At 62.7% G+C, this 15,128-nt stretch carries 8 protein-coding genes; all 8 read left to right on the top strand.

All coding sequences use genetic code 11. The annotated features are described in order from the left end of the window. The first annotated feature begins 10 nt into the window (after positions 1–10). The 8 genes from U5G49_RS18640 (at position 11) to glgB (ending at position 15,124) form a co-directional block, all read left to right on the top strand. Positions 11–688, top strand: coding sequence for a response regulator (locus U5G49_RS18640; RefSeq protein ID WP_003542898.1), 678 nt, complete (start codon positions 11–13; stop codon positions 686–688). After that, positions 685–2,067 (top strand): sensor histidine kinase, encoded by a 1,383-nt coding sequence (locus U5G49_RS18645; protein ID WP_065278067.1) that lies wholly within the window; start codon positions 685–687, stop codon positions 2,065–2,067. The genes U5G49_RS18640 and U5G49_RS18645 overlap by 4 nt, the downstream gene beginning before the upstream one ends. A gap of 103 nt (positions 2,068–2,170) precedes the next feature. Beyond that, on the top strand, positions 2,171–5,497 hold the full coding sequence (locus tag U5G49_RS18650) for a transglutaminase family protein (protein WP_193444301.1): 3,327 nt from the start codon (positions 2,171–2,173) through the stop codon (positions 5,495–5,497). A 39-nt stretch (positions 5,498–5,536) separates the two neighbouring features. Continuing rightward, on the top strand, positions 5,537–7,954 hold the full coding sequence (locus tag U5G49_RS18655; protein WP_193444302.1) for a circularly permuted type 2 ATP-grasp protein: 2,418 nt from the start codon (positions 5,537–5,539) through the stop codon (positions 7,952–7,954). Positions 7,955–7,959: 5 nt separating this feature from the next. After that, positions 7,960–8,838: a transglutaminase family protein gene (locus tag U5G49_RS18660; RefSeq protein WP_115157645.1), complete on the top strand. Its 879-nt coding sequence runs from the start codon at positions 7,960–7,962 to the stop codon at positions 8,836–8,838. A gap of 115 nt (positions 8,839–8,953) precedes the next feature. Further along, on the top strand, positions 8,954–10,180 hold the full coding sequence (locus U5G49_RS18665) for a TadE/TadG family type IV pilus assembly protein (protein ID WP_193444363.1): 1,227 nt from the start codon (positions 8,954–8,956) through the stop codon (positions 10,178–10,180). 277 nt (positions 10,181–10,457) lie between these two features. Further along, positions 10,458–12,920, top strand: a complete 2,463-nt coding sequence (locus U5G49_RS18670; protein ID WP_193444303.1) for a glycogen/starch/alpha-glucan phosphorylase — start codon at positions 10,458–10,460, stop codon at positions 12,918–12,920. Continuing rightward, positions 12,917–15,124 (top strand): 1,4-alpha-glucan branching protein GlgB, encoded by a 2,208-nt coding sequence (gene glgB, locus U5G49_RS18675; RefSeq protein WP_193444304.1) that lies wholly within the window; start codon positions 12,917–12,919, stop codon positions 15,122–15,124. Before U5G49_RS18670 ends, glgB begins: the two co-directional genes overlap by 4 nt. The last annotated feature ends 4 nt before the right edge of the window (positions 15,125–15,128 follow it).

The following is a 15,128-nucleotide window of genomic DNA, read 5'->3' on the forward strand; positions in this document are numbered from 1 at the left end:
GGAAACATCCGTGCGCATCCTGCTCACCGAAGACAATATCGCGCTGGCCGACGGCCTGTCGGCGATCTTGCGCGGCACGGGTCATGCCGTCGATGTCGTCCATGATGGGGCGTCTGCCAATGCGGTCATCGCCGCGGAAAATTTCGATCTGGTGATCCTCGACCTCAACCTGCCCGAGATGGACGGGCTCGACGTGCTGCGCGCCATGCGCGCCCGGCAAAACCAGGCGGCCGTCCTCATCCTGACCGCGCGCGGCACGCCGGAAGAGCGGGTGAAGGGGCTCGATCTCGGCGCTGACGATTATCTGATCAAGCCTTTCGATATTGCCGAATTCGAGGCCCGCGTGCGCGTGCTGCTGCGCCGCCAGGCCGGGCTGCGCTCGGCGACAGTCGGCTTCGGCGGCATCTCCTTCGATCTCAATTCCCGCACCTTTTCATCAGGCGCCACGCCGCTCGATATTCCCGCCCGCGAGCTCGGCCTGCTCGAAATTCTCTTCATGCGGGCCGGCAAGGTCGTCGCCAAGGAGGCTATCATTCAATCGCTGACCGCCTTCGACGACGACATTTCCGCAAACGCCATCGAGCAATATGTCAGCCGCCTGCGAAAGCGCCTCTCGCCGCACGGCCTGACCGTGAAGACCGCACGCGGCATCGGCTATTATCTCGACAAGCTGCCCGAGGCCTCATGAAAGCCGCCTATTCCCTCAGGCGCCGGCTGCTCTTCTGGCTGCTCGTCTCGACAGCCGTCATCGGCACGCTGGCGCTCGCCGATACCTATCGCGAGGCGGTCCAGACCTCGAACATCGTCTCCGACCGCGTGCTCGCCGGCTCAGCGCTGGCAATCGCCGAGCGCGTCGTCGTCGCCGAAGACGGCACGCTGCAGGTCGATATCCCCTATGTCGCGCTTGAAATGCTGACCTCGGCCGCGCAGGATCGTGTCTTCTACCGCGTCGACGGCCCGCCGGGCAAATTCATCACCGGCTACCAGTCCCTGCCGGTTCTGAAGAAGACGCCCGGCGATGGCGCAGCCTTTGCCGACGACACCTTCCGCGGCGAGCCGATCCGCGTCGCCACACTCGAACGCTCCGCCTCGACAGGCATCCGCTCCGTGCCCTTCGTGGTGACGGTCGCCGAAACCACCATTGCCCGCCGGCAGTTGGCGCAGGCGATCCTCGTCCGCTCCGCACTCCGCCTCGCCTTCATGATCGCAGGCGCCGCCGTCATCGTCTGGATCTCGGTCACGGTGGCACTTCGTCCGCTCTACAAGCTCGGCGACGCTATCGGCGAACGCAGCCCTGATGACCTTCATCCGATTAAGCAGACCGTGCCGAGCGAGGTCGAGCCGCTGGTCGATACGGTGAATTCCTTCATGGTCCGCCTGCAATCGGCGCTCGATGCGCTGCGCCATTTCACCGGCAATGCCAGCCATCAGTTGCGCACGCCGCTGGCGATCATCCGCACCCAGCTTGCCCTTTCCGCCCGCGCCGGCTCGCTTGATGAGGCGCAGGCGGCGGCACTGAAGGGCGACCAGGCGGTGGCACATGCCGAACGCATCCTCGCCCAGCTTCTCCTGATGGCCAAGATCGACGCCGCCACCGCCAAGGAGGCATTGACCGCCTCCGCCATCGATCTTGCCGCCATCGCTCAGGAAATTACCGGCGAACAGATCCCGACGGCCGCCGTCGCCGGCATCGATCTCGGCTTCGAGGGCGAAAGCCCGGCGATGGTCCGCGCCGAGCCGCTGCTGATCGGCGAAATGCTGCGCAACCTTGCCGGCAATGCCATCGCCTATGCCGGCAAGGGAGCTGAGGTCACCGTCCGTATTATCGCCGCGTCAGAGACGATCCGCCTCGAAGTCGAGGACAATGGCCCCGGTATTCCGCGCGAGAAGCTGGAGGCGGTGCGCCGGCGTTTTTCGCGCGGCAATGAGTCCGGTGCGCCCGGTGCCGGCCTCGGCCTGCCGATCGTCGAAGAAATCGCCAATCTTTTCAACGCCGACCTGACCCTGGAGCCGGGCGCAGATGGAAAAGGCCTGAAGGCGGCCGTCACCTTTGCCAAGGCGGCGTAAGAGCCGCCGACCTTTCCGCCTTGCTTTCTTTCGCTGCATTGCACACACTGATTTTCGGGAACAGCAAGCCGCACGACGATGCGCGCCGGATAAAAAGAGAAATATGTCGATCAAAGCCAGCATCTATCATCTGACGCATTACACCTATGACAAGCCGGTCCGCCTCGGCCCACAGATCATCCGGCTGAAACCTGCCTCGCATTCGAAGACACGGGTGCTCAGCCATTCGCTGAAGGTCACGCCCTCCAACCATTTCGTCAACCTGCAGCAGGACCCCTACGGCAATTACCTTGCCCGCTATGTCTTTCCGGATCCGGTGACGGAGTTCAAGATCGAGGTCGATCTCGTCGCTGACATGACGGTCTACAATCCCTTCGACTTCTTCGTCGAGGAAGAGGCGACCAAGTGGCCCTTCGGATACCCTGAAACGATCCAGGAGGATCTGTCGATCTACATGACGCCGGAGCCGGCCGGTCCGCGCCTGAAGGCGCTGCTGCCGACGCTCGACTGGTCGCCCGACCAGCCGACGGTCGATATGATCGTCGGCCTGAATGCCCGCCTGCAGCGGCAGATCGGCTATGTCATCCGCATGGAAACCGGCGTGCAGACGCCGGAGGAAACGCTGGAAAGCGCCAAGGGCTCTTGCCGCGACACCAGCTGGCTGCTCGTCCAGATCCTTCGCCATCTCGGCCTCGCCGCCCGCTTCGTCTCCGGTTATCTCATTCAGCTGACGCCGGACCTGAAGGCGCTCGACGGCCCCTCCGGCACCGAAGTCGATTTCACCGATCTGCACGCTTGGGCAGAGGTCTATCTGCCCGGCGCCGGCTGGGTTGGCCTCGATCCGACGTCCGGCCTGCTGACCGGCGAAAGCCACATCCCGCTTGCCGCAACGCCGCATTATCGCAACGCCGCTCCGATTTCCGGCGGTTATTTCGGCGAGGCCGAAACCGAATTCGCCTTCGACATGAAGGTCTCGCGCGTCGCCGAGCACCCGCGCATTACCAAGCCCTTCTCCGATGAAAGCTGGGAGGAGCTCAACGAACTCGGCGAGAAGGTCGATCGTGTCCTCGAAGCCGAGGACGTGCATCTGACGATGGGCGGCGAGCCGACCTTCGTCTCGATCGACGATTTCCAGTCGGAGGAATGGAACACGGCAGCAGTCGGCCCGACCAAGCGCGAAAAGGCCGACATCCTGATCCGCAAGCTGCAAGAACGTTTCGCCCCCGGCGGTTTCCTGCATTACGGCCAGGGCAAATGGTATCCGGGCGAAAGCCTGCCGCGCTGGACCTTCTCGCTCTACTGGCGTCGCGACGGCAAGCCGGTCTGGCAGAACCTCGATCTTGTCGCCGCCGAAGGCAAGGATACCGGCGTCACCGCCGAAGATGCCGAGAAACTCCTGACGGCGATCGCAAAGGAACTGGCGATCAAACCTGAGATGGTGCAGCCGGCCTATGAGGATCCGGCCGACTGGATCATCAAGGAAGGCAACCTTCCCGAAAATGTCGATCCGGCAAATTCGAAGCTGAAGGATCCCGAGGAACGCAACCGCATCGCCCGCGTCTTCGCCCGCGGCCTCACCGTCGCGACCGGTTACGTCCTTCCGGTCCAGGCATGGAACGCCAAGGCAGCGGAAGGCCGAGTCTGGATCAGCGAGAAATGGCGCACCCGCCGCGGCAAGATCTTCCTAGTCCCGGGCGACAGCCCGATCGGTTATCGCCTGCCGCTCGGCACGCTGCCCTATGTCCCCCCGGCGCGTTATCCCTATATCCACCCCGCCGATCCGACGATCCCGCGCGGACCGCTGCCAGATGTCTTCGTACCGGCCGGCCGGGCCATGCCGGAAGCCTCTTTCCATGCCGATGAGAGCAATCGCGGCCGCATCGAACAGACGCTCGGCGAACTCCGCGGCGCCGTGCGCACCGCCATGTCGGTCGAGCCGCGCGACGGCAGGCTCTGCGTCTTCATGCCGCCGGTCGAGCGCATCGAGGATTATCTCGAGCTGATCGCGGCTGCCGAAAACGCCGCCGCCGAACTCAAGCTTCCGGTCCACATCGAAGGTTACCCGCCGCCGCAGGACGAACGCATCAACGTCATTCGTGTCGCCCCGGATCCCGGCGTCATCGAGGTCAATATTCATCCAGCCTCGAACTGGAAGGACTGCGTCGACATCACCACGGCGATTTACGAAGAGGCGCGCGCCACCCGGCTCGGCGCCGACAAGTTCATGATCGATGGTCGCCACACCGGCACCGGCGGCGGCAACCATGTCGTCGTCGGCAGCGCCAATCCGAACAACAGCCCCTTCCTGCGACGTCCCGATCTCTTGAAGAGCGTCGTCCTCCACTGGCAGCGCCATCCCTCGCTCTCCTACCTCTTCTCCGGCATGTTCATCGGCCCGACCAGCCAGGCGCCGCGCATCGACGAGGCTCGTCACGACAGCCTCTACGAGCTGGAAATCGCCATGGCGCAGATCGCCGCTCCCGGCCGCGGCCAGCAGCCGCTGCCCTGGCTCGTCGACCGCCTGTTCCGCAATCTGTTGACCGACGTCACCGGCAACACCCACCGTGCCGAGATCTGCATCGACAAGCTGTTCTCACCCGACGGCCCGACCGGACGGCTCGGCCTCATCGAGTTCCGCGGCTTCGAGATGCCGCCGAACGCACGCATGTCGCTTGCCCAGCAATTGCTGGTGCGCGCGCTGATCGCCCGCTTCTGGGTCAACCCGGTCGACGGCAAATTCGTCCGCTGGGGTACGACCCTGCATGACCGTTTCATGCTGCCGCATTTCGTCTGGGCCGATTTCCTCGACGTGCTTGCCGACCTTCGTGAAAATGGCTTCGAAGTCAGCCCGGAATGGTTCAAGGCCCAGCTCGAATTCCGCTTCCCCTTCTGCGGCGAAGTCGAATATGAGGGCTCGAAGCTGGAACTGCGCCAGGCGCTGGAGCCTTGGCATGTCATGGGCGAGGAAGGCGCGCCGGGCGGTACCGTCCGCTACGTCGACAGCTCCGTCGAGCGCCTTCAGGTGCGGCTCGAAAGCAGCAATACCGCGCGTTATACCGTCACCTGCAATGGCCGCACGCTGCCGCTGACGCCGACCGGCACCGCCGGCGTGGCGGTGGCCGGCGTCCGCTACAAGGCATGGCAACCGTCCTCCGGCCTGCATCCCGTCCTGCCGATCAACACACCTTTGACCTTTGACATTTATGATACATGGTCGAAGCGTTCGATCGGCGGCTGCATCTATCATGTTGCCCATCCGGGCGGCCGGACCTATGACACCTTCCCGGTCAATGGCAACGAGGCGGAAGCAAGGCGGCTCGCCCGCTTCGAGCCGTGGGGACATACGGCGGGCGGTTATATCCCGCGCGCCGAGACGGGTTCGCTTGAATTCCCGCTGACGCTGGATTTGAGGCGGCCCGCCGGAATTTAAGGCCGAAGGTTGAGGCCGGGGGTTAGGGCTTGAGTTTTGATGGGTAAGAGGCCGGCAGCGGAGCGCAGGGGAGAGGCAGAGGACCGCATCGGCAAGGGTGCGGCCTTCGACTATGCGCCGCTTCCTGGTTCCGCTGACGAGATGGTCGACAACAAAGGCGCGGTCCGCCCGGTCTGGCAGCGTTTCCTCTCGCATCTGAGCACGATGCCGGAAAAGGATCTCGCCGAGCGTTTCGCCCGCGCCGACCGCTACCTCAGGGATGCCGGGGTCTTCTACCGCGCCTATGGCAGCAAGGGCACCGGCGAACGCGCCTGGCCGATCTCGCATATCCCGGTGCTGATCGACGAGCGCGAATGGAAGACGTTGTCGGCAGGCCTCGTCCAGCGCGCCGACCTGCTGGAGGCGATCGTTGCCGATATCTACGGCGACAACCGACTGGTGGAGGAAGGCGTGCTGCCGCCGGCGCTGATGGCCGCCAATCCCGAATTCCAGCGCCCGCTCGCCGGCATCCGGCCAGGCTCCGGCCATTATCTGCATTTCTGCGCCTTCGAGATCGGCCGCGGACCTGACGGCAACTGGTGGGTGCTGGCCGACAGGACGCAGGCGCCCTCAGGCGCCGGTTTCGCGCTGGAAAGCCGCGTCGCGACAACCCGGGCCTTCTCGGATATCTACGCCGAAACCCCGGTCCACCGTCTCGCCTCCTTCTTCGGTGCCTTCCGCGACGCGCTTCAGGGCATGAAACATTCGGGCGACGACCGCATTGCCGTGCTGACGCCCGGCCCCGCCAACGAGACCTACTACGAGCACGCTTACATCGCCCGCTATCTCGGCTTCATGCTGCTCGAGGGCGAGGACCTGACCGTCGTCAAGGGCCGCGTCATGGTGCGCACCGTCGCCGGTCTGAAGCCGATCGGCGTGCTCTGGCGCCGTCTCGATTCGGCCTTTGCCGACCCGCTGGAGCTAAACCAGAATTCGCATATCGGCACGCCCGGCCTGGTGGAAGCGCTGCGCGCCGAAAGCGTCACCATCGTCAATGCGCTCGGCACCGGCGTTCTCGAAACCCGGGCGCTTCTGGCCTTCATGCCGACCATCTGCCACCGTCTGCTGGGGGAGGATCTGCAACTGCCCTCGATCGCCACCTGGTGGTGCGGCCAGAAGGAAGAGCGTGAGCACGTCGCAAAGAATATCGAGAAGATGGTCATCGGCCCGGCCTATTCCCGGGCGCCCTTCTTCGACGACAACGGCGAATCCGTGCTCGGCTCCTCGCTGCGTGCCACCGCCAGGGATTCCATCACCGACTGGCTGAGTTCGGATGGCCCGAAACTGGTCGGCCAGGAGGTCGTCACGCTGTCGACGACGCCGGCCTGGGTTGACGGCAAACTCGTGCCGCGGCCGATGTCGCTGCGCGTCTTCGCCGCCCGCACCGCAAATGGCTGGCAGATCATGCCCGGCGGGTTTGCCCGCATCGGCTCCGGCGCCGATGTCGCAGCCATCGCCATGCAGTCGGGCGGAGCGGCCGCCGACGTCTGGATCGTCAGTGACAAGCCGGTCGAGCGCCACACGCTGCTGCCGGCCGAGGGCAGCTTCACCCGCAACATGCCGGGCAGCCTGCCGAGCCGGGCAGCCGATAATCTGTTCTGGCTCGGCCGCTACATCGAACGCGCCGAAGGGGCGCTGCGCATCCTGCGCGCCTGGCATGCGCGTTACGCCGAAGCTGCCGATCCGAACCAACCGCTGCTCGCCGATGTCTCCGAGTATCTCACGGCCGTCGATATCGATACCGCCGAGGCCGTGCCGGAAACGCTTTTGCGCAACATCGACAGCGCCGTTTATTCGGCGAGCAACATCCGCGACCGTTTCTCGCCGGACGGCTGGCTGGCACTCAACGATCTCGCCAAGACCGCCCGCCGCTTTCACGTCACCGTCGCTGCCGGCGACGATGCCAGCCATGCGATGACGATCCTTCTGCGTAAACTCGCGGGCTTCGCCGGCCTCGTGCACGAGAACATGTACCGCTTCACCGGCTGGCGCTTCCTCTCGCTCGGCCGCTATATCGAGCGTGGCCTGCACATGACGCGCCTGCTCGGCCACATGTCCGGCCCCGAAGCGCCCGACGGCGCCCTCGACATGCTGCTGGAGATCGGCGACAGCGTCATGACCCACCGCCGCCGCTACAACGTCAACACGGCGCGGCTGACCGTCACGGACCTCTTGGCGCTCGACCCCCTGAACCCCCGCTCGGTCCTCTTCCAGGTGAACGAGATCCACCACGAGGTCGAGCAACTGCCGAATGCCCTGATCAACGGCCAGATGTCGCCCTTCTACCGCGAGGCGATGCGGCTCCATTCCGGCCTGGCGGTGATGACGCCGGAGGGCATGGGGGTCGAAGTCTATCAACGGCTCGAGCGCGAATTGGAGCAGCTTTCCGATCTGCTCGCCCAGACCTATCTCGGGTGACGGCGATGCTCTACGATCTCTCCCTCCACATGGGTTACAGCTACGACGTGCCGGCCTCCGGCGCCCGCCACGTCATGCGCCTGATGCCGCTGTCGCTGCCCAACCGGCAGCGCCTGGTCGCCGGCTCGATCACCATCTCGCCGACGCCGGACGAGCAGTCACATTTCGTCGATTTCTTCCATCATCCCACCACATCCTTCATGCTGCGCGCGCCGCACGAGACGCTCGACATTCGCATGCAAGCCCGCGTGCAGGTGGAAAGCCAGCCGATCGCCGCCGATTTCTCGCCATTGCTTGCCGACTTGCCGGAAGAGATATCAGGCATCTGGTCGTTGGCGCCGGATTCGCCGCACCATTTCCTTGGCGATAGCCCGCGCCTGACCCAAGCGCGCGAGATCGCCGACTATGCACGAAGCTGTGCCATGCCTGAGCTGACGGCGATGCAGATCGCCCATGCGCTCTGTGCCCGCATCAACAAGGATTTCACCTACGACCCCGACGCGACGACGGTGGACACGACGCCGCTCGAGGCGTTCAAGTTGAAGCGCGGCGTCTGCCAGGATTTCACCCATATCATGATCCTGGCGCTTAGAAGCCTCGGCATTCCGGCCGGCTACGTCTCCGGTTTCCTGCGCACCATCCCACCCCCCGGCAAGGAACGGCTGGAAGGAGCGGACGCCATGCATGCCTGGGTCAGGATCTGGTGCGGTGAGACGATCGGCTGGATCGAGCTCGATCCGACCAACAACATCCCCGCCGGCACGGACCACATCGTCGTCGCCTATGGCCGCGACTATTCCGACGTCGTTCCCGTCATCGGCGTATTGAAAAGCTATGGCGGCCAACGCGCCGTCCAGGCGGTCGACGTGATCCCCCTGAAATAATCCCAAAACTGGAAAAATCCGACGATTCGTTAAAATTCTATTGACGCCGTAAGGACAGCGGAAAGGAGGGGCGTGCCTAATATCACCTCACAGGGCCTCCAGTTGGGTGAACATGATGAGCACCTCCTTTCTACAGACTCCCTGCCTGCGTCGCATGCTTGGCGACCGCGGCGGCAATTTCGGCATTATGACGGCGATCCTGCTGCCCGTCCTTTTTGGGGCGGCCGGCATGGCGATCCAGGTGGGCGATATGCTGCTCTCGAAGCAGCAATTGCAGGAGGCCGCGGATTCGGCGGCGCTCGCAACCGCTACCGCGCTAGCGAACGGCACGATCCAAACGTCGCAGGCCGAGGCCTTTGCGCAGAATTTCGTTGCCGGGCAAATGGCGAACTACCTGCAGAGCGGCACCGATATCAAGGACACGACGAGAGTCAGTGTCCAGACAACGACATCGGGCAAGTCGACATCCTATCAGGTGACGGTTTCACCGAGTTACGACCTTACGGTCAACCCGCTGATGCAGGCGGTCGGCTTCAAGACGCAGCATCTCTCGACCTCTGGCACGACGGTCGGCGGGCATTCACAGACCCAAGGCTCGATCTCTATGTTCCTCGCACTCGATAAATCGGGGTCAATGGGAGAACCTACCGCCACCGTCATGACGGAATCATACACCTATAAATGCAACCCTCACCTCAACCAAAACGGTAAGACGACAATCTACGACACCTGCACCGGCACGCGTACGCGTTATTATACAAAAATAGAAGCACTGAAGCTCGCTGCCGGCAATCTTTTTGATCAGCTCAATAGCGCGGATCCCAATGCCGAATATGTACGCACAGGCGCGGTATCCTACGATCTCGTTGAGTACACGGCGAGCAAGCTCGCTTGGGGAACCACCGCTGTCACGAGCTATGTCAACGCGCTTCAGTCGGGAGGTGGCACGAATTCAAGCGGCGCAGTGAACACGGCTTACACGTCTCTCACCGCCAAGAACGCCGCGGGCAATGACGCCGAAGACGCCGCCCACCAGCAGAAGACAGGGCAAGTGCCCAAGAAGTACATCGTTTTTATGACAGACGGCGACAATAACAATGATAGCAGCGGCGGCCGTTCTTACGACACCGCGACCAAGAAGACGTGCGACGACGCCAAATCCAAGGGCATCGAAATCTATACGATCGCCTTCATGGCACCCGCGGGGGGGCAGGCGCTGCTGCATTACTGCGCCTCCGATGACGCGCATTATTTCCAGGCGGAAAAGATGGAAGACCTCCTGGCCGCTTTTCAAGCGATCGGCGCGAAAGCCTCCGCACAGCTGACGCGCCTGACGAACTGACGATCGGTCCCGGCGAAAAGCCGAACAAAATAGCCGCTCCGGAACAAACCGGAGCGGCTTTTCGTTATCCTCGTTCGGCCCATCAGATCGAGAAAAGCGATTGAAAACAACCCCCTCAACCCGTGTGAATATGAAGGTTTCGCAATTTTTTCGTTTGCCCAAATCCTTTGTTGCAAGTGCTTAGTAACGATGCATAAACTGTCGGCTGCGCAAGCGACAAATTGATTGAATCAGGCATAACATCCTGAAACAAAATTAAAATTGGCGAGACCTAACGATGAACACTGTTTCCAAGCCGATCATCCCATCCCCCGCCCCTCGCAGTTCAAGGCCGGAAATTCTCGCTGAAGAAATCATCGAACGTCTGACCTACCGCATCGGCAAGGATGCCAAGGTGGCAAAGCCGCATGACTGGCTGACGGCGACGATCCTGGTGGTGCGCGACCGCATCATCGACAGGTGGATGGCATCCACTCGCGAGGTTTATGCGACCGGCGCCAAGCGCGTCTATTATCTTTCTCTTGAATTCCTGATCGGCCGCCTGATGCGCGACGCCGTTTCCAACCTCGGCCTGATGGAGGAGGTGCGCGATGCGCTCGCCTCGCTGGGCGTCGACGTCAACGTCATTGCCGGCCTGGAGCCGGATGCCGCACTCGGCAACGGCGGCCTCGGCCGTCTGGCTGCCTGTTTCATGGAGAGCATGGCGACGGTCGACGTTCCGGCCTATGGCTATGGCATCCGCTATGTTCACGGCCTCTTCCGCCAGCAGTTGGCCGACGGCTGGCAGGTGGAACTGCCGGAAAACTGGCTGGCCCATGGCAATCCCTGGGAATTCGAGCGCCGCGAAAGCTCCTATGAAATCGGCTTCGGCGGCGCCGTCGAATTCATCACGACCCATGACGACCAGCCGCGCTACGTCTGGAAACCGGCCGAGCGCGTCATCGCCGCCGCCTTCGACACGCCGGCCGTCGGCTGGCGCGGCAAGCGCGTCAACACGCTGCGCCTCTGGTCGGCGCAACCGATCGATCCGATCCTGCTCGATGCCTTCAACGCCGGCGACCACATTGGCGCGCTCCGCGAAAGCAACAAGGCCGAAAGCCTGACCCGGGTTCTCTATCCTGCCGACGCCACCCCGGCCGGCCAGGAACTGCGCCTGCGCCAGGAATTCTTCTTCTCGTCGGCCTCGCTGCAGGACATCCTGCGCCGCCATCTGCAGCAATATGACGATTTCACCTCGCTGCCGGACAAGGTGGCGATCCAGCTGAACGACACCCACCCCGCCGTCTCGGTTGCCGAACTCGTGCGCCTGCTCTGTGACGTGCATGGCATGGACTTCGATCAAGCCTGGGAAATCACCCGCCATACCTTCTCCTACACCAACCACACGCTTCTGCCCGAAGCGCTGGAAAGCTGGGCAGTACCGCTGTTCGAGCGTCTGCTGCCGCGCCACATGCAGATCATCTATGCGATCAATGCCAAGATCCTGATCGATGCCCGCAAGGGCAAGAACTTCTCCGATGGGGAAATCCGCTCGATCTCGCTGATCGATGAAAGCGGCGACCGCCGTGTGCGCATGGGCAACCTCGCTTTCGTTGGCTCGCATTCGATCAATGGCGTTTCCGCGCTGCACACCGACCTGATGAAGGTCACCGTCTTCGCCGACCTGCACAAGCTCTATCCTGACCGCATCAACAACAAGACCAACGGCATCACGCCGCGCCGCTGGCTGCAGCAGTGCAATCCCGGCCTCACCAGCCTGATCCGCGAGGCGATCGGCGACGAATTTCTCGATGATGCCGAGAAGCTACGCGCGCTCGACGTGCATTCCTCCGATCCGGCTTTCCAGCAGAAGTTCGCAGCGGTAAAGCGCGCCAACAAGGTGGCACTCTCCAACCTCGTCGCCAGCCGCATGGGTGTGAAGCTCGATCCGTCGGCGATGTTCGATATCCAGATCAAGCGTATCCACGAATACAAGCGCCAGCTACTGAACATCATCGAGGCCGTCGCGCTCTACGACCAGATCCGCTCGCATCCCGAGCTCGACTGGGTGCCGCGCGTAAAACTCTTCGCCGGCAAGGCGGCGCCAAGTTATTACAATGCCAAGCTCATCATCAAGCTGATCAACGACGTCTCCCGCACGATCAACAACGATCCGTCGGTACGCGGCCTGCTGAAAATCGTCTTCGTGCCGAACTACAACGTCTCGCTCGCCGAAGTCATGGTTCCGGCCGCCGACCTCTCGGAGCAGATCTCGACCGCCGGCATGGAAGCGTCCGGCACGGGCAACATGAAGTTCGGCCTCAATGGCGCGCTGACGATCGGCACGCTCGATGGCGCCAATGTCGAGATGCGCGACAATGTAGGCGAGGACAACATCGTCATCTTCGGCCTCAAGGCCGACGAGGTGTCGAAGGTCCGCAGTGATGGCCACAATCCCCGCGCCATCATCGAGGGATCGCGCGAACTCGCCCAGGCGCTTGCCGCTATCGGTTCCGGCGTCTTCTCGCCCGATGACCGCAATCGCTATACGGCGCTGATCGACGGCATCTATTCGCATGACTGGTTCATGGTCGCTGCCGACTTCGACGCCTATGCCCAGGCCCAGCGGGAAGTCGACCAGATCTGGACCAACCAGTCCGCCTGGTACACCAAGACAATCAACAATACGGCGCGGATGGGCTGGTTCTCTTCCGACCGTACCATCAGGCAATATGCAGACGAAATCTGGAGAGCCGGATGAAAACGCCGAAGACCGTCCCTGAAGTAAAGCTTTCCTGGGAAATTTCGGCAGATGAAATCACGGCGATCCTTGCCGGCTCGCATTCCAATCCCTTTGCCGTCCTGGGTGTCCACCAGGCCGACGACGCCTTCGTCGCCCGGTGCTTTATTCCGGGCGCGGAGGAGGTGACCGCCATGACGCTCGACGGCAGCGTCATCGGCGAGCTGAAACAGCTTCATGTTGACGGCGTCTTTGCCGGCCCGGTTTCCCTCACGAAGCTCCAGCCGGTGCGTTACCGTGCCCGGCGCGGCGATGCCGAATGGGCAGTCACTGATCCCTACAGTTTCGGTCCGGTGCTCGGACCGATGGACGATTATTTCGCCCGCGAGGGCTCGCATCTGCGGCTGTTCGACAAGATGGGCGCCCACCTCATCAAGCATGACGGCGCCCAAGGCATCCATTTCGCCGTCTGGGCGCCGAACGCACAGCGCGTTTCCGTCGTTGGCGATTTCAACAATTGGGACGGCCGTCGCCACGTGATGCGCTTCCGCTCCGATAGCGGCATCTGGGAAATCTTTGCCCCTGACGTACCGATCGGCGTCGCCTACAAGTTCGAGATCCGCGGCCAGGACGGCGTATTGCTGCCGCTGAAGGCCGATCCCTTCGCGCGGCGCAGCGAGCTCCGACCGAAGACCGCCTCCATCGCCGCCGCCGAACTGGTCCAGGAGTGGGAAGACGAGGCCCATCTGAAGCACTGGCGCGAGACTGACAAGCGCCGCCAGCCGATCTCGATCTACGAGGTCCATGCCGCCTCCTGGCAACGCCGGCAGGACGGCACGATGCTGTCCTGGGACGAACTCGCCTCCAGCCTCATCCCTTATTGTGCCGACATGGGCTTCACCCATATCGAATTCCTGCCGATCACCGAGTACCCCTACGATCCCTCCTGGGGTTACCAGACGACCGGCCTCTACGCGCCGACCGCTCGTTTCGGCGAGCCGGAAGGTTTCGCCCGTTTCGTCAATGGCTGCCACAAAGTCGGCATCGGCGTCATCCTCGACTGGGTGCCGGCGCACTTCCCGACCGACGAGCACGGTCTCGGCTGGTTCGACGGCACGGCACTCTACGAGCACGAAGACCCGCGCAAGGGCTTCCACCCGGACTGGAGCACGGCGATCTACAATTTCGGCCGCACCGAGGTCGTTTCCTATCTCGTCAACAACGCGCTCTACTGGGCCGAAAAATTCCATCTCGATGGTCTGCGTGTCGATGCCGTCGCCTCGATGCTCTACCTTGATTATTCCCGCAAGCACGGCGAATGGATCCCGAACGAATATGGCGGCAACGAGAACCTCGAAGCGGTCCGTTTTCTGCAGGATCTCAACATCCGCCTCTACGGCAATCATTCCAACGTCATGACCATTGCCGAGGAATCGACCTCCTGGCCGAAGGTCTCGCAGCCCGTGCATGAAGGCGGCCTCGGCTTCGGCTTCAAGTGGAATATGGGCTTCATGCACGATACGCTGAGCTACATGAGCCGCGATCCAATCTACCGCGGGCACCACCACAACGAGCTCACCTTCGGCCTGCTCTACGCCTATTCGGAAAATTTCGTCTTGCCGCTCTCGCATGACGAGGTTGTTCACGGAAAAGGCTCGCTGATCGCCAAAATGCCGGGCGACGACTGGCAGAAATTCGCCAATCTGCGCGCCTACTACGCCTATATGTGGGGCTATCCCGGCAAGAAGCTGTTGTTCATGGGCCAGGAATTCGCCCAGTGGAGCGAGTGGAGCGAGGAGAAGTCGCTCGACTGGAACCTGCTTCAGTATCGCATGCACGAGGGCATGCGGCGCCTGGTGCGCGACCTCAATTTCACCTATCGCAGCAAGCCTGCACTGCATGAGCGTGACTGCGAGGGCGAAGGTTTCGAATGGCTGGTCGCCGACGACCACCAGAATTCCGTCTTTGCCTGGCTGCGCAAGGCGCCGGGCCAGAAGCCGGTCGCCGTCATCACCAATTTCACCCCTGTCTACCGCGAGAACTACTCGATCCGCCTGCCGTCCGCAGGCCGCTGGCGGGAAATCCTGAACACCGATGCCGACATTTACGGCGGCAGCGGCAAGGGCAACGGCGGGCGCGTGCAGGCCGTCGATGCCGGCGGCAACATCACCTGCTCGATTACCTTGCCGCCCTTGGCGACAATCATGCTTGAACCTGAAAATTAGTGAC

This window comes from Rhizobium indigoferae (assembly GCF_034554815.1).
GTDB lineage: Bacteria > Pseudomonadota > Alphaproteobacteria > Rhizobiales > Rhizobiaceae > Rhizobium > Rhizobium leguminosarum.